The following is a 15,254-nucleotide window of genomic DNA, read 5'->3' as shown; positions in this document are numbered from 1 at the left end:
TAGGTGAGAATGGTTGTCGTGAGCGACCTGATCGATACCACCGAGATGTACCTGCGGACCGTCTACGAACTGGAAGAAGAAGGCATCGTGCCGCTGCGGGCACGGATCGCCGAGCGGTTGCACCAGTCCGGCCCGACGGTCAGTCAGACGGTCGCGCGGATGGAACGCGACGGTCTGATCAAGGTGGAGGGCGACCGCCACCTGGAGCTCACCGACGTCGGCCGCAAGCAGGCGGTCCGGGTGATGCGCAAGCACCGCCTGGCCGAGCGGCTGCTGGTCGACGTGATCGGGCTCGAGTGGGAGGACGTGCACGCCGAGGCGTGTCGCTGGGAGCACGTGATGAGCGACGCGGTCGAGCTGCGGCTGCTGCAGCTGCTCGGCAACCCGACCGAATCGCCGTACGGGAACCCGATCCCCGGCCTGGAGGAGCTGCAGAAGGACCACCAGGTCAGCGACATCGGGGAGTTCCGGATCGGTGTCGAGCCGCTCGACCAGGTCCTCGACGCCGCGACGGGTGACAGCGTGCGGGTGCTGGTGCGGCGGATCGCCGAGCCGGTGCAGACCGACGACGGCGCGATGGCGGTGCTGCGCAAGGCCGGCGCCCTGCCGGGCCGTGAGGTCGACTCCACGCTGGACGCCGAGGGCGTGCTGGTCGGCAGCCGTGAGGCCGGCGGCGTGATCAGCGACGAGACCGCGGGCCACATCTTCGTCAGCCGCGTCTGACAGTTCCACCTGGTCAACTCTGCGTTAACGCAGTGCACCCGATGCGGTACGTCGGGTGTACTGCGGGTAGCGTCGGGCCGCGATGTCTGAGAATCCTGTCGACTGGCCGCAGTATCTGCGGGAGTTCCATACCGCCACCCCGGGCAGCACCGAGGCGTTGCTGTCGCGTGCGGTGGCCGGCGACCACACGCCGTACCGCTGGCTCGTCCGCGCCGTCTCCGGCGAGGCGCGCCGGGTGCTCGACCTGGCCTGCGGCAACGGCCCGGTGGCCCGCGAGCTGTACGGGCGGTGGGTGGTCGGCGTCGACAACAACGCCGCCCAGCTGGAGGGCGCACCCGGTCCGAAGGTGCGGGCGGACGCGCTGCACCTGCCGTTCGCGAACGAGGTCTTCGACGTCGTCACCTGTTCGATGGGCCTGATGGTGCTGCAGCCGCTGCCGGACGTGCTCGCCGAGGCGGCGCGGGTGCTGCGCCGCGGCGGCGTGCTGGCCGCGATCGTGCCCGCCGTCCGGCCGCTGCGGCGCGGCGACATCCGCACGCTGAGCGGTCTGACCACGCGCCTGCGTTCGACGCCGCAGTTCCCGGCCGGTGGCGAGATCACCGAGCTGAAGGACCAGCTGAAGCACGCCGGGTTCGACGTGATGGAGAGCCAGCGCGAGCGGTACGTGTACATGATCCACAGCCGCGACGACGCCACCCGCCTGGTCAACGCCCTGTACCTGCCGGGGACGCCGGACGCCCGCCGGGACACCGCCGCGGCCTGGCTGGCCGACCGTGCCGAGTCCAAGGACGGCCTCGAGGTCGCGATCCCGATCCGCCGGATCACCGCGATGCGCACCAAGGTGGCGCTCGCCACCTCGTGACGGCTGCCAGGAAATGAGCACAGCCTCGGTACCGTGTACAAGTGAGTGCGCTGCGCTGGTCCGTCCGGACGCTCGACCGGGCCCTCGACGGTGAGACGGTCTATCGCGAGCTGCTGGCCGCCGAGCCGGTCGCGTTCTGGCTCGACGGCAGCCTGACCGACCGCGCGCCCCGGCGCGTGTCCGTGCTCGGTACGACGCTCGGCGCCACCGCGGAGGTCATCACGCGCGATGCGACCGACGGTGACGTCTTCGCCGAGCTGAACGACCTGCTTTCCGCCCGGGCGGTCGAGCCCCCGGCGGAGCTGGCCGGGCTGTTCTGCGGCGGATACGTCGGGTACTTCGGGTACGAGCTGAAGGCGCTGACCGGGGGCGTGGCGGCGCACGAGGCCCCGACCCCGGACGCGCTGTGGATCTGGGCGAACCGGTTCGTCGTCATCGACCACGACCGCGACGTCACCTTCCTGGTGGCGCTCGACGGCGGCGAGGACTGGCTGGACCGCGCCGAGGAGGCCGCGTCGGACTGGTGGATGGGCAGCGTCGACGTCCCCGCGATCAGCCGGATGGACCTCGAGGCACACCTGGAGCAGGACCGGACGACGTACCTGGCCGGTATCGCCCGTGTGCTGGCCGAGCTCGAGGCCGGCGAGACGTACGAGGTCAACCTGACGAACCGGGTCCGCCTGCCGGCCGTGCCGGACCCGTTCGAGTTCTTCCGCTGGCAACGGTCCGCGAACCCGGCGCCGTACGCTGCCTTCCTCCGGTACGGCGATCTGGCGGTGGCCAGCTCGTCGCCGGAACGGTTCCTGACCGTGGACGCGGACGGGTGGGCCGAGTGCCGGCCGATCAAGGGGACCGCGCCGCGGGATCTGGACCCGGCACAGGACCAGCTCGCGGCGAAGGCCCTGGCCGAGGACGACAAGACCCGCGCCGAGAACCTGATGATCGTCGACCTGATCCGCAACGACCTCGGCCGGGTCAGCGTGCCGGGGACCGTGACCGTTCCGCAGCTGATGCAGGTCGAGAGCTACCGGACCGTGCACCAGCTGGTCACGACGGTCCGCGGGCGGCTGCGCGACGACGTGACCGCGGTCGACGCCGTCCGGGCGTGTTTCCCGCCGGGATCGATGACCGGTGCGCCGAAGATCCGGACGATGCGGATCATCGACGAGCTCGAGTCGAGTGCGCGCGGGGTGTACTCGGGCGCGCTCGGCTACCTGACCGTGGACGGGCGGGCGGATCTCAGCGTGGTGATCCGGACGGCGGTGCTGACGCCGGACGGGACCGTGGTCGGGGCGGGCGGTGCGATCGTGCTCGACTCCGACGCGGTCGCGGAGTACGAGGAAATGGTGCTGAAGGCACGGGCTGCCGTCGGCGGACAAGGTGGGGGAGAATGACGGAACTACAGGTGGCGGACTCGTTCCTGGTTGCCAATGGCAAGGTTCGCGGGGTCGAGCTGCACCGGGAGCGGTTCGTCCGGTCGTGTGCCGCGGCGGGGGTGGCCGCGGAGCGGTTCTGGGACGAGCAGATCGGGCGCCTGCCCGGGTTCGGGCGCTGGTTCCCGCGGTTCGAGCTGCGCGCCTCGGGTGAGCTCGCGGTGCAGCTCCGCCCGGCGCCGCCGATCGGCGGCCGGGTGCGGGTCGCCGTCCACGAAGGCCCGGATCCGCGGACCGCGCCGCGGGTGAAGGGGCCCGATCTCGAACTGCTCGGCAAGCTGAAGGAGTCGGCCGCCGACCGCGCCGACGAGATCCTGCTGCTGGATTCCGACGGAACGGTGCTCGAGGCCGCGTACTCCGCCGTCGCCTGGTGGGAGGACGACGACACGTTGTGCTTCCCGGAGTCCGATCGGCCGTTGCTCCCGTCGGTCACCGCCCACCTGCTGCGCCGGATCGCCGCGGCCCAGGGCGTCGAGGTCACCGAGCGCGCGATCACCCCGCAGGACCTGCGGAGCACCACGGAGGCCTGGCTCGTCAACGCGCTGCACGGCATCCGTCCGATCCACGCTTGGGGCCCGTCGGCCATCGACCCGCTGCCCAACTCGCACTCCACCCTCTGGCAGTCGCACCTCGAATCCCTCGCCGCCCGCCTCCCCTGATCCGTCCTCTCGCCGTATCCAGGCGGACGCCTGTTGTAAATGTGATATCAGTTTGCTAGCTTGATGGTAGTCGAGAGGAGCGTGTGATGGTGGATGTCGCGGTGGAGATGCCGGCGCCGAAGGTGGCCGAGCGGAGCGGGCGGGAGCTGAGCGGGTGGCCGATGGCCGGCCTCGCCTTCGTGCTGACGGTGGCCGGGGTGCTGGTGGTCGTGCTCGGCGCCGGGGACGGGAACGGCGTCCTGATCACGCTCGGGATCCTGGTGCTCCTGGCCGCGGCGATCGCCGCCGGCGGACTGACCGCGGTGTCGCCCGGGCGGGCCCGGGTGCTGCAGATCCTCGGGAAGTATGCGGGCACCGTCCGGACCGACGGCCTGCGCTGGGTGAACCCGCTCTCCTCGCGGCGGGAGGTCTCCACCCGGATCCGCAACCACGAGACGACCGTTGCCAAGGTCAACGATGCCGACGGCAACCCGATCGAGATCGCCGCGGTCGTGGTCTGGCAGGTCGAGGACACCGCGCAGGCGATGTTCGAGGTGGACGATTTCGTCGAGTTCGTGGCGATCCAGACCGAGACCGCCGTGCGGCACATCGCGAACAGCTATCCGTACGACGTGCACACCGACGACGGCGGCCTGTCGCTGCGGGACAGCACCGACGAGATCACCGAGAAGCTGTCGGCGGAGATCGCCGCGCGGGTGCAGGCGGCCGGCGTCCGGGTGATCGAGTCCCGGATCACGCATCTGGCGTACGCGCCGGAGATCGCGCAAGCGATGCTGCGCCGCCAGCAGGCCGGTGCGGTCGTCGCGGCCCGGCAGCGGATCGTCGAAGGCGCCGTCGGCATGGTCGAGCTGGCGCTGGACCGGCTGTCGGAGCACGAGGTGGTCGAGCTGGACGAGGAGCGCAAGGCGACGATGGTGAGCAACCTGATGGTGGTGCTGTGCGGCGATCGCGACGCGCAGCCGGTGGTCAATACCGGCTCGCTGTACCAGTGAGCCCGCGGTGGCCGTCGAACGGAAGAAGATCCTGCTCCGGCTGGATCCCGCGGTGCACGACGCGCTCGCCCGCTGGGCGGCCGACGACCTGCGCAGCACCAACGCGCAGATCGAGTACCTGCTCCGCCGAGCCCTGGCCGACGCCGGCCGCCTGCCGAGTGGTGTAACCAAGCAGCGCCGCCCGGGCCGCCCGCCCAAGGAGGACTCCGATGACTAGGAAGACCGACCGGTCCCGACCGGCCGGGCCGCGGCGGCGGCCTGCCGCGGGAGTGGTTGCTTTAGGCAACGCGCGGCCGCCGGAGTCCTTGGCGGCAAGGGTTTTTCTGCTCGCCTACGATCCGGAGAAGGGGCGGCTGACGGCCCGGTCGAAGCTGGGGAAGGTGGTCCGGGCGGCGGTGCTGGCCGACCTCCAGTTGCAGGGAAACCTGGTCGACGAGGACGGTCGCGCACGGGTGACCAACGCCCCGGCGCCCGCGGACCCGGTGGCCGCGGCGGTGCTCGAGGAGCTGCGGGCGGCCGGTCCGCGGCGCTGGCGGCACTGGATCGACCGGCGGGGCGGCGCGACCCTGCGGCAGGTGCGCGACGAACTCGCGCGGGCGCGCCTGATCAAGGTCGAGCCGCATCGCGTCCTCGGCATCTTCCCCGCGGCCCGCGTCACGCTCCGCCACCCGCTGGTACGTCGGCACGTCCTGCAGGGTGCCCGCGACATCCTGAGGCCGTCCCGGCTCGTGTCCCGGGTGGACCTCCGCGACGCGTCCGTCGTCGTCCTCGCGTCGACCGCGGATCTGCGCACAGTCCTCACCAAGAACCAGCGCACCCGCCATAAGGACCGCCTCGCGCAACTCGCCGTCCGGGTCGGCCCCGTCGTACCGGCCCTGAAGAAGTCGCTCCAGCAGTCGCAGTATTCCGCCGGGGGCTGACCCCCCGCGCCACTAGGGTTCGCTACTCAGGTAATGAACCGAGGAAGGGGGTGGATGATGTTCGACGACCGGAGCCCGATCTACCTGCAGATCGCCGAGCAGATCAAGAACGACATCGTGTCCGGCGCGCTGGCCGAGGACGAGCAGGTGATGTCGACCAACCAGTACGCCGCCTTCTACCGGATCAACCCGGCCACCGCGGCCAAGGGTTTCGCCCAGTTGGTCGACGACGGCGTCCTGTACAAGAAGCGCGGGATCGGCATGTTCGTCGCGCCGAACGCCCGCGACCTGCTCCGCACCGGCCGCCGCGACTCGTTCTTCGCCGACGTCGTCGACCCGATGATCCGCGAGGCGAAGGCGATCGGCATCCCACTGCAAGACATCCTCCAGCACGTCCGCTCTTGGGGTGAGGCCTGATGGTCTCTCGCCTACTGCGCGGCACTCGGCACGGCGCCTCGCCGCACTGGAGCAAAGGCCACGATGAAACCACATCGAGGCCTTCACTCCAGCACGCCGATGCACCGCACCGAGCACCTGCTCGCTACGGCGAGAGACCATCAGACCGCACCCACGGAGACGCCTGATGACCGCCCTGACTGTCAGGACCGAGAACGTCTCGGTCCGGTTCGCCGGTGTGCCCGCGCTGGATCGGCTCGATCTGCGGCTGGCGCCGGGGAAGATCCACGGGCTGCTCGGCCGGAACGGCTCCGGCAAGAGCACGCTCGCCGCGACGCTGGCGGGGTTCCGGCGGCCCGACGAGGGGCGTGTGCTGATCGAGGGCGGCGACCTCGGCGCGGCGCAGGAGCCGTACGAGAACGCCGTCGTGACGAGCCGCGTGTGCCTGATCCGCGAGTCCGGCGACCGCCCGGACGCCGTCCCGGTCAAGTACGCCGTGGGGCTCGCCGCGGCGCTGCGGCCGTACTGGGACGCCGACCTCGCCGGTGACCTGCTGGACCGCTTCGAGGTTCCGCTGAACCAGAAGATCCAGAAGCTGTCGCGCGGTAAGAAGTCCGCGCTCGGTGTCGTGATCGGCCTCGCCAGCCGCGCCCCGCTGACGATCTTCGACGAGAGCTACCTGGGCATGGACGTGCCGTCGCGGAACCTGTTCTACGACGTGCTGCTCGCCGACTACGCCGAAGTGCCGCGCACGATCGTGCTGTCCACCCATCTGGTCAGCGAGGTGAGCACGATGCTCGAGGAGGTGGTGATCCTCGACCGCGGCCGCCTCGTCACCCAGTCGCCGGTGGACGCGCTGCGCGGCCGCGGCGCGTCGATCGTCGGCCCGGTCGCGGCCGTCGACGAGTTCACCGCCGGTTTCACCGTGCTCGCGGAGGAGCGGCTCGGCGGGACCAAGTCGACCACCGTCCTCGGCGACCTCGACCCCGCGCTGCTCGCGCAGGCGACCGCCGCCGGCCTCGAGATCGGCCCGGTCGGCCTGCAGGATCTCTTCGTCCACCTCACGGGAGCAAAGTCATGAGTACTGCGGTCCGGGCCGCCGCGTTGCCGCGGGGAGCGACCGCCGGGCACCGGCTGAAGAACGTGCTGTGGTCGTTGACGATCGGGCTGCGGCCGATGCTGCTCGGCTACTGGGCCGTGATGGTGGTCGCGCTGTTCCTCGGCGGGCTCCTCATCCAGCTCGTCACGAGCGGCGTCACCAGCAGCGCCTGGGACTACGGAACCCAGTCGCCGAAGTACTTCTCGATGGCGGTCGGCATCACCGTCACCCCGGCGTACTTCGCGCTGCTGATCTCCCAGGGCATCACCCGCCGGATGTTTTCGCTTGCCGCAGGCATCTATCTCGCGGGTGCCGCGGCGGTCACGTCGCTGCTCTGGGTACTGGTCTATCAGGTGGAACGCTTGCTTTACGCGGCGCAGGACTGGCCCGACAAGCTGACGAACCCGCACCTGTTCACCAGTACGACGCAGGCCGGCCTGATCTTCGCCGAGTTCTTCCTGCTGATCCTGTCGCACGAGGTGACCGGCTGGCTGCTCGGTATCACGTTCGTCCGGTTCGGCGTCTGGCGCGGCATCCTGCTGCTGCCGCTCGCGCTGCTGCCCGCGGCGGCGGCCGAGTTCCTGCTCGTCGCCCAGTGGCTCGCGGACGTGCTGAGCTCCATCGGGTACGAGCGGCCACCGCTCGCGATCGCCGCGCCGTCGGTGCTGGTCGTGAGCGCACTCGGCGTGTACGCCGGCTATCGCGTTCTGCGACCGATGGCGGTCAAACCACCCAAGGGGTGACGACGTTATGCACAGGGGGTGTGTATAACTCGGACGAATTCTGTGGATGGGTGGCCAATCACTGTGGACGACCAGAAACTGTTGTCTGGAAGGGGTTGTGCGCGCCCGTCGGCAGCGGTAGAAATACGACACGCTACTTCGATCGGGGTGGCGGGTCGAACGGAAACCGAGGGCCCTCGCGGTGGGGATCCCCACCGAGGTAGACCGGTGACGGGGTCTGCCGGCCTCCACGGACCCGTCTCGGGAAGCTGGAGACCGCACTTTCCTTCAGCTGTGCGGGCCCCTCCGACTCATACTCGGAGGGGCCCGCTTTCTGTTGCGCACCAAGACCCGGCAGTACCGAAATCGAGGCATGAGAAAGCCGGCCGGTGCGCGGAACGGTCGCGCACCGGCCGGCCGGGCTCAGCTCAGTTCGAACGCATTGCAAACCTCGCTTCAAACAAACCGCAGACTCACTTCAGCGTGATCGTGAGCACCGTGTGCGCACCGTGCGCCGGCACCCGGACCTCCGTTCCGCGGCTGGTCGTGACGAGCTGGTACTTCGCCGCATGACCGTCGACCGCCACGCCGCGCACCGTCGCGCCGCTCGGCAGGACTGCGCCGACCGTGAGCGCCGCGCCGACGCCCTTCGCGGTCACCTCGGTCGACAATGCCTTACCTGTAAGGCGTGCTGACACATCGAGGGCTCCGCGGCCGACCCGGATGTTGCTGCCGGCCACCTTCTGCTGGCCCTCCGGCAGCTGCGGTACGACGGCGATCCGGCCGTGACCCAAATCGGGATCGACGCCCAGCTGCTGGTGGATCACCGGCCAGAGGATCCCGTACGCGCCCCAGGCCTGCAGCGCCATCGAGCGGTCGTAGAACGGCCGGCCGATGTTCGCCGGGGAGTCGGGCGACGGCGCGATCTCCGGCATCGCTCCGGGCGTCTCCCAGACCGACGGGTCGAGCTGGATCCGGGCGTTGCCGGTCGTGTAGACCTGCTGCTGCTTCGTGCCCAGCCGCCCGAAGTTGCCCTCCGCAACGGCCATGATCGACGTGTTCAGCCCGAAGATGCTGCGCTCGCTCTTCACCTGCGAGACGACCGGGTCACAGGTCGGGCCGGGGTTGCCGGCCGGGTCCGACGTCGGTCCGGTGCCGGTGTGGTACAGGCCGAACTCGCCTGTGTAGCAAGCCGTTTCGCGCTGGTCGAGGGCAATCCTCGCGTGGGCGTCCGAGGCGAGCGGCGACGTCTGGCCCGGGCGGGTCAGCACCGCTTCCATCGGCGTGACACCGATCCAGTGCCGCTGGAAGATCGGCGTGTTGTCGTTCGCCGGATCGGCCGGGTTGTCGACGGAGTCGGCGTACCCCTTCGCGGCCGGCACCCACCACTGCGCCTCGAACCGGGACTCGAGGTCGGTCGCCCGGCTGGTCGCCCACTGCTGCACCTTCGTGTCGTGCTTGGACGCGGCCAGGTCGGCCAGGTCCCGCAGGCCGCGGGCGAGGTACACGGTGCTGTCGAGCTTCTCCACGCCCATGCCGGCGCGCTCGACGTTGGCCAGGCCCTCGGGCCAGCCGTCGTTGTCCTTGTCCAGCTCGCGGTACACGTACTGCAGGTTGCGGACGCTGAAGTCGTACATCTCGTCGCGGAACCTGTTGTCACCCGTCCACCGCCACAGCAGCGCGACCGTGCTCGGGAACTTCACCGTCTCGTCGGTGTTGCCGGCGCTCTGGTTCGACCCGAAGTACACGTCACCGGTCGGCGTCACCTCGTGCGCGACCTTGCCGCTGCGCTGGTTGAGCAGATCGCTGACGTCGCGGAGCGCGCGCAGGTGTTCCTTCACGGTGTCGAACTGGCCGGCCGCGACGGCCGCGAACGCGGTGTACTCACCATCGGTCGCGAACAGCCACGGGTAGTCCGGGAAGCCGGCGCCGAACCAGCGCGCGGTCGGCACGGACCCGACCGGTGCCGGGTAGTCCTTGCCCTCGTTCACGTCCCGGATCTGCAGGTTGCGCGCCTCCTGCACCGAGTCCGCGAGGTTCTGCTTGCTCCACTCGACGCTCTGCTGCAGCAGCCGGTCACCAGGCAGGTCCACTGCGGACTGCGCGTCGATCTGCTGCCGGGCGGAGGCCTTTGCCTGCAGCAACTTGTCTGGGTTCTTCAGCGCCTTGCCGTACTCGCGTTCCGCGGCCTGGCTGCCCTGATCGGATCCGGCCACCGCGAACCAGATCGTCTTCTGCTGCCCCGCGGCCAGCTGGACGTCGTACGTGAGCCGGCCGCCGGTGCCCTTGCCGACGAGCGAGTCGTCGCAGCGCGCGGGCGTCGTACCGTCGGCCGGGCAGATGACCGCCGGGCTCTGGGGTCCGCGGTGATCCGCGCCGAGCTGCGTGGTCGTTGGACGCAGGGACGATCCGACGAACGCGGCGTAGTCGTGGGCGGTCGCGTTCGGGAACGACGGGGTGCCCTGCTCGCGGAACCGGAGCGCGCCGTTGCTGACGTCGCCGGTGTCCGGCAGGTTCGCGGCATCGGCGTTCGGGGTGGTCCAGCCCCACGGGTACGACTGCATCAGCTCGGAGTGCGCGTCGACGTCGAGCTTGACCGTCTTCGCCGTACTCGAGCTGAGCGTGAGGCCGACGAGCGTCGCGCGGATGCCGTCGGGGACGAAGTCGGTGCGGCGGACGTTCACCGCACCGGTGTAGTCGATCCGGCTGTAGCCGTGCCCGCTGGTGTACTTGGCCGCGGGCAGCTGCCGGCCGAGCCAGTTCCCGTCGAGGCCGAACCAGATGCCGTCGAGCAGCTTGATCGGCTGCGACCAGAAGCCGCCCATCTCGCCGCGGACGTGCCACCCGGCGGCGGGGTAGAGGCCGGACTCGTCGCCCATCGCGTAGGCCCGGTCGCCGACCACCAGCGAACGGCGATCGGTCAGGCGGGTCGTCTCGGAGAGCTCGGACCCGCCGGCAGCCACTGCGGCCGGGCTCGTGGTGGTGGAGTGGGCCGTCGGGCCGGCGAGCGCGGAGGCGGTGCCGGCGAGGACGGTCGCGGCGGCGAGCAGGCCGATACCGGCGGCCCGGCGTCCCGGTCTGCTTCGGGGTGGGGCGGAGCTACTTCGTTTGGTCGGATAGGGAGTCATGGCGGTTCCTCCTTCTCACGGCGCCCGGGGAGAAGCGCCGACAAATCAGCCAGGGGCCGAGCTGCCCCTGATCACCAGTTCCGGTTGCAGCAGACGCCCGGCCGGCGCCGTCTCGGCAGGGCCACCGGTCAGGATCGTGATCAGCTCCTCGGCGATCTGGTCCATCGGTTGCCGGAGGCTGGTCAGGCCGGGGGAGACGACTTCCGCGAGCGGCGAGTCGTCGAAGCCGGTGACGCCGACGTCACGGCCGGGGGTGAGACCGCGGCGGGTCAGCTCGCGGAGCGCGCCGAGCGCGAGGATGTCGCTGAGGGCAACGATCCCGTCGACGGCGCCGTCGGCGTCGAGCAGCCGCGCGGTGGCGTGCGCGCCTTCCTCGATCGTGTCCTCGCGGCAGCGCACCGCCAGGCCGGCGGTCGGCAGCCCGAGGTCCTGACACGTGTCGCGCCATCCGTTGGCCCGGTCCTCGGCCAGCCCTGACGACTTCGGCCAGCCCAGGAACGCGATCCGCCGGCGGCCGGTCTCGTACAGGTGCCGGACCGCCGTCGCGGAGCCGGCCGCGCCGTCGACGTCGACCCACGCACCGGGTTGGGTGGTCTCCTTCCACACCCGGCCGAAGCTGACGAACGGGATGCCCTGCTGCTTCAGCCACCCGTGCCGCGGGTCGTGCGTCTCGGTCTGCGACAGCACGAACCCATCGACCAGCCGGCGCGCGTGCAGGTCGTCGTACGTCGGCATGCCGTCGACACCGCCCGGTGCGGTGAACAGCAGGATGTGCCGGCCGGTGCGTTCCGCGGCGGCGCACAGGGCGTGCAGGAACTGGTCCATCACCAGGTGCGTCTGGTTCGGCCAGCTCGGCACGCAGTACCCGATCAGTTCGACCGCGCTGGTGCGCAGACTGCGGGCGTTACGATTGGGCCGGTAGTTGAGCAGCTCGATCGAGCGGTTCACCCGTTCGAGCGTGTCCGGGCGGAGCCGGTGCGGAGCGTTCAGCGCGTTCGACACCGTCTGCACGGAGACCTCCGCGTGGGCGGCGACCTGCTTCAGGGTTGCCACAGCGAGCTCCCACGGGGTTTGAACGTTAAAAACATCCGCAGTCTGCACCGGCCCCGCGGCTGTGTCAACGGTTCAGAGTTTCGGCGGGCCGTGGCGGACGATCGCCAGCGTCTCGTCCACCGGCAGCGGCGCGATCCACCGCCCCCACCACGCCGCCCCAGCCGCCGCGAAGGCCGCCGGATCACCCCCGCTCACCTTCACGTCGACATCCCCGTCCGCCAGCAGTGCGGCGACGTCATCCGGTGTGATCCGCTGCGGTGCGTCCGTACTTCCTTTGTACGCACACGATCCGCCCCACCGCAGGATCCGCCGCCGCACCGCCGGGACGAGAAAGTTGCCTCCGACCCAGATCGGTATCCGCGGCTCCTGCACCGGCCGCGCCGTCAGCTGCGCGTTCTCCAGCGTGTAGTGCTTCCCGCGGAAGATCACCGGTCGCCCGGTCCACAGCTCGTCGATGATCGCCAGCCCTTCGTCGAGCATCTCCGCCGGCACCCGCGGGCTCCTGGCCTCCAGGAACGGATCGCCGGGATCGCCGATCCCCACTCCGAGGATCATCCGGCCGCCGGACAGCTGGTCCAGCGCCACCGCCTCGGCCGCCACCTTCCACGGCCGCCGCCGCGGCAGCGGGGTGACGGTCGTCCCGATCCGGATCCGCTCGGTCGTCATCGCCATCGCCGCCAGACAGATCCAGGGATCGTACGTCGGCTGCGACGCATCCCCCTGGTACACGAGGTAGTCCTCGAGGAACATCCCGTCCCACCCGGAGTCCTCCACCGCCCGAGCCAGCTCCGCCAGCCCGCGCGGATCCCGTCCCGCGCCCACCGCCCCGACCGTCACCGAGAACTTCACCCGACCGACGGTAGGCCCGCCCACCGACATTCCGGTGGATGGGCCCAGGCCGCTACGGGTCAGGCGGTGTGGCCGCCGTCGATGGTCAGCTCGGTGCCGGTGACGTACGCCGCGTGCGGCCCGGCCAGGTAGGCGACCGCGGCGGCCACCTCACCCGGAGTGCCGAAGCGGCTGAGGGCGAGGTCGGCGATCTGGGGCTCCGCGAACGGGCCGTCGGACGGGTTCATATCGGTGTCGGTGGGGCCGGGCTGGATGACGTTGGAGGTGATGTCGCGCGCGCCGAGCTCGCGGGCGAGCGCCTTGCTCAGGCCGACCAGCGCCGACTTGCTCATCGCGTAGAGCGTCATCCCGGGACTCGTCACGCGCGCTGCCGCACAGCTGCCCAGGTGGACGAGGCGGGCCCCGTCGGACAGCAGCGGTACGGCGGCCTGCGTGGCGGCGTACACGCCCCGGATGTTGACGGCCAGCACCCGATCGACGTCCGCCGGTGCCAGATCGGTGATCGGGGCGATCGCACCGACGCCGGCGTTGTTGACCAGGATGTCCAGCCCGCCCAGGGCTTCCGCGGCCCGGCGTACGCCGTCCCCGACCGCCACCGCGTCAGCCGAGTCGACGGCGTACGCGAACCCGCGCCGCCCGAGCGCCTCGATCTCCTTCACCACCGAAGCCGCGGCGTCCGCGGACGAGTTGTACGTGATCGCGACATCCGCCCCGCGCTCCGCGAGCGCCACCGCCGTCGCCGCGCCGATCCCGCGGCTGCCGCCGGTCACCAGGGCCTTCTTTCCCAACAGTTCGTTCATGCCTCCAGTCCAGCGGCCCGCAACCGCCGAAGCTCGCGAGAATCCGCCACCGGATCCTCGCGTCGCATTCCCGCGACCGGCAGTCCACCTCCAGGTCGTAAATCCGCTAGCGACTGTCGGTGGCGGCAGGGATGCTGGAGGGCGTGTACGAATGCAGGGAGCGATGCATCCGCGCGGTGCAGTCCAAGGACGCGCGGTTCGACGGCTGGTTCTTCACGGCGGTGCTGACCACCAAGATCTACTGCCGGCCGAGTTGCCCGGTGGTGCCGCCGAAGGTGGAGAACATGCGGTTCTACCCGAGCGCGGCCGCGGCCCAGCAGGCCGGGTTCCGGGCCTGCAAGCGGTGCCGCCCGGACGCGAGCCCGGGGTCCCCGGAGTGGAACGACCGTGCCGACCTGGTCGCGCGGGCGATGCGCCTGATCGCGGACGGCGTCGTCGACCGCGACGGCGTGCCGGGCCTGGCCGGCCAGCTCGGATACAGCGTTCGCCAGGTGCAGCGCCAGCTCCAGGCCGAGCTCGGCGCGGGACCGCTCGCGCTCGCTCGTGCGCAACGGGCCCAGACCGCGCGCCTGCTGATCGAGACGAGTGAGCTGCAGATGGCGGACGTGGCGTTCGCGGCCGGGTTCTCCAGCGTGCGGACGTTCAACGAGACCGTCCAGGAGGTCTTCGCGCTCGCGCCGACCGAGCTGCGCCGCCGGGCTCGCCGCGGTACGGCGACCGCCGCGCCCGGCACGATCTCGCTGCGGCTCCCGTTCCGCGCCCCGTTGACGCCCGACAACCTGTTCGGCCACCTGATCGCCACCGGCGTGCCAGGTGTCGAGGAGTGGCGCGACGGGCACTACCGCCGCACACTGCGACTCCCGCACGGTCACGGCGTCGTCGCCCTGCGGCCGATGCCGGACCACATCGCCTGCCAGCTCTCGCTGACCGACCAGCGCGATCTCGCGATCGCGATCAGCCGCTGCCGCCGGATGCTCGACCTGGACGCGGACCCGGTCGCCGTCGACGACCTGCTCGCCACCGATCCGGTGCTCGCTCCGCTGATCGCGAAGGCGCCGGGCCGGCGGGTGCCGCACACCGTCGACGGCGAGGAGTTCGCGGTCCGGGCGGTGCTCGGGCAGCAGGTGTCGACGGCGGCGGCCCGGACGCACGCGCACCGGCTGGTCCTGCAGCACGGCGAGCCGATCGAGGACGCGGCCGGCGGGCTCACCCATCTGTTCCCGACGATGCAGGCGCTGGCCGGGCTCGATCCGGAGACACTCGCGTTCCCGAGGTCCCGCCGTACGACGCTCACCACGTTGATCGCGACCCTCGCGGCCGGTGAGATCGACCTCGGCGCCGGCGCCGACTGGGACCGGTCCCGCGAGCAGTTGGCCGCGCTGCCCGGGATCGGGCCCTGGACGGTCGAGTCGATCGCGATGCGGGCGCTCGGCGACCCGGATGCCTTCGTGGCCAGTGATCTCGGTATCCGGTACGCCGCGCGTGACCTAGGCTTGCCCGAGGCCCCCAAACTCCTGACCGACCACGCCCGTGCGTGGCGGCCCTGGCGTGCGTACGCGGTGCAGTACCTGTGGGCCACCGGTGACCACGCGATCAACAAGATCCCCGCGGAGTGACG

The 15,254-nt window shown here is 70.9% G+C and carries 15 protein-coding genes; 11 read left to right on the top strand and 4 right to left on the bottom strand.

The window, feature by feature from the left end; genetic code table 11:
- Nucleotides 1–18 precede the first annotated feature (18 nt).
- The 10 genes from ABZW60_RS16445 to ABZW60_RS16400 all read left to right on the top strand — a co-directional run bounded on the left by ABZW60_RS16445 (nt 19) and on the right by ABZW60_RS16400 (nt 7,827).
- Complete coding sequence (locus ABZW60_RS16445) at nt 19–723, top strand: metal-dependent transcriptional regulator (protein ID WP_355477516.1); 705 nt, start codon at nt 19–21, stop codon at nt 721–723.
- A gap of 82 nt (nt 724–805) precedes the next feature.
- Complete coding sequence (locus ABZW60_RS16440; protein WP_355477514.1) at nt 806–1,585, top strand: methyltransferase domain-containing protein; 780 nt, start codon at nt 806–808, stop codon at nt 1,583–1,585.
- A 41-nt stretch (nt 1,586–1,626) separates the two neighbouring features.
- Nucleotides 1,627–2,979, top strand: coding sequence for an aminodeoxychorismate synthase component I (pabB, locus tag ABZW60_RS16435; RefSeq protein ID WP_355477512.1), 1,353 nt, complete (start codon nt 1,627–1,629; stop codon nt 2,977–2,979).
- Nucleotides 2,976–3,677 (top strand): aminotransferase class IV, encoded by a 702-nt coding sequence (locus ABZW60_RS16430; protein ID WP_355477510.1) that lies wholly within the window; start codon nt 2,976–2,978, stop codon nt 3,675–3,677. Before pabB ends, ABZW60_RS16430 begins: the two co-directional genes overlap by 4 nt.
- Nucleotides 3,678–3,763: 86 nt before the next feature.
- Nucleotides 3,764–4,669 (top strand): SPFH domain-containing protein, encoded by a 906-nt coding sequence (locus ABZW60_RS16425; protein ID WP_355477508.1) that lies wholly within the window; start codon nt 3,764–3,766, stop codon nt 4,667–4,669.
- 7 nt (nt 4,670–4,676) lie between these two features.
- Nucleotides 4,677–4,886: a hypothetical protein gene (locus ABZW60_RS16420; RefSeq protein ID WP_355477506.1), complete on the top strand. Its 210-nt coding sequence runs from the start codon at nt 4,677–4,679 to the stop codon at nt 4,884–4,886.
- Nucleotides 4,879–5,589, top strand: a complete 711-nt coding sequence (locus ABZW60_RS16415) for a GPP34 family phosphoprotein (protein ID WP_355477504.1) — start codon at nt 4,879–4,881, stop codon at nt 5,587–5,589. The genes ABZW60_RS16420 and ABZW60_RS16415 overlap by 8 nt, the downstream gene beginning before the upstream one ends.
- Nucleotides 5,590–5,643: 54 nt before the next feature.
- Entirely contained in the window at nt 5,644–6,006 is a 363-nt protein-coding gene (locus tag ABZW60_RS16410; protein ID WP_355477502.1) for a GntR family transcriptional regulator, read from the top strand.
- Nucleotides 6,007–6,172: 166 nt separating this feature from the next.
- Nucleotides 6,173–7,066, top strand: coding sequence for an ABC transporter ATP-binding protein (locus tag ABZW60_RS16405; RefSeq protein WP_355477500.1), 894 nt, complete (start codon nt 6,173–6,175; stop codon nt 7,064–7,066).
- Complete coding sequence (locus ABZW60_RS16400; RefSeq protein WP_355477498.1) at nt 7,063–7,827, top strand: hypothetical protein; 765 nt, start codon at nt 7,063–7,065, stop codon at nt 7,825–7,827. The genes ABZW60_RS16405 and ABZW60_RS16400 overlap by 4 nt, the downstream gene beginning before the upstream one ends.
- 452 nt (nt 7,828–8,279) lie before the next feature.
- Here ABZW60_RS16400 and ABZW60_RS16395 read toward each other — a convergent pair whose 3' ends face one another.
- The 4 genes from ABZW60_RS16395 to ABZW60_RS16380 all read right to left on the bottom strand — a co-directional run bounded on the left by ABZW60_RS16395 (nt 8,280) and on the right by ABZW60_RS16380 (nt 13,636).
- The gene (locus ABZW60_RS16395; RefSeq protein ID WP_355477496.1) at nt 8,280–10,934 is read right to left on the bottom strand and encodes a glycogen debranching protein; all 2,655 of its coding nucleotides are present in this window, start codon (nt 10,932–10,934) and stop codon (nt 8,280–8,282) included.
- Nucleotides 10,935–10,979: 45 nt separating this feature from the next.
- Complete coding sequence (locus ABZW60_RS16390; RefSeq protein WP_355477494.1) at nt 10,980–11,987, bottom strand: LacI family DNA-binding transcriptional regulator; 1,008 nt, start codon at nt 11,985–11,987, stop codon at nt 10,980–10,982.
- A 72-nt stretch (nt 11,988–12,059) separates the two neighbouring features.
- Entirely contained in the window at nt 12,060–12,836 is a 777-nt protein-coding gene (locus ABZW60_RS16385; RefSeq protein ID WP_355477493.1) for an LLM class flavin-dependent oxidoreductase, read from the bottom strand.
- 59 nt (nt 12,837–12,895) lie between these two features.
- Complete coding sequence (locus tag ABZW60_RS16380) at nt 12,896–13,636, bottom strand: SDR family oxidoreductase (RefSeq protein WP_355477491.1); 741 nt, start codon at nt 13,634–13,636, stop codon at nt 12,896–12,898.
- 143 nt (nt 13,637–13,779) lie between these two features.
- On the opposite strand from ABZW60_RS16380, the gene ABZW60_RS16375 reads away from it, so the two are divergent.
- Nucleotides 13,780–15,252, top strand: a complete 1,473-nt coding sequence (locus ABZW60_RS16375) for an AlkA N-terminal domain-containing protein (protein ID WP_355477489.1) — start codon at nt 13,780–13,782, stop codon at nt 15,250–15,252.
- Nucleotides 15,253–15,254 lie beyond the last annotated feature (2 nt).

The organism is Kribbella sp. NPDC003557 (assembly GCF_040610805.1).
Taxonomy (GTDB): Bacteria; Actinomycetota; Actinomycetes; order Propionibacteriales; family Kribbellaceae; genus Kribbella.
Note: the sequence above shows the minus strand (reverse complement) of the source record. Positions and strands in the feature narration are given on the sequence as shown.

What these genes read in the sequence shown, in the direction of transcription:
- ABZW60_RS16440 (WP_355477514.1), top strand. Translation starts at nt 806, where the DNA reads ATGTCTGAGAATCCTGTCGACTGGCCGCAGTATCTGCGGGAGTTCCAT.
- ABZW60_RS16430 (WP_355477510.1), top strand. Translation starts at nt 2,976, where the DNA reads ATGACGGAACTACAGGTGGCGGACTCGTTCCTGGTTGCCAATGGCAAG.
- ABZW60_RS16425 (WP_355477508.1), top strand. Translation starts at nt 3,764, where the DNA reads ATGGTGGATGTCGCGGTGGAGATGCCGGCGCCGAAGGTGGCCGAGCGG.
- ABZW60_RS16415 (WP_355477504.1), top strand. Translation starts at nt 4,879, where the DNA reads ATGACTAGGAAGACCGACCGGTCCCGACCGGCCGGGCCGCGGCGGCGG.
- ABZW60_RS16410 (WP_355477502.1), top strand. Translation starts at nt 5,644, where the DNA reads ATGATGTTCGACGACCGGAGCCCGATCTACCTGCAGATCGCCGAGCAG.
- ABZW60_RS16405 (WP_355477500.1), top strand. Translation starts at nt 6,173, where the DNA reads ATGACCGCCCTGACTGTCAGGACCGAGAACGTCTCGGTCCGGTTCGCC.
- ABZW60_RS16400 (WP_355477498.1), top strand. Translation starts at nt 7,063, where the DNA reads ATGAGTACTGCGGTCCGGGCCGCCGCGTTGCCGCGGGGAGCGACCGCC.
- ABZW60_RS16395 (WP_355477496.1), bottom strand. Translation starts at nt 10,934, where the DNA reads ATGACTCCCTATCCGACCAAACGAAGTAGCTCCGCCCCACCCCGAAGC.
- ABZW60_RS16380 (WP_355477491.1), bottom strand. Translation starts at nt 13,636, where the DNA reads ATGAACGAACTGTTGGGAAAGAAGGCCCTGGTGACCGGCGGCAGCCGC.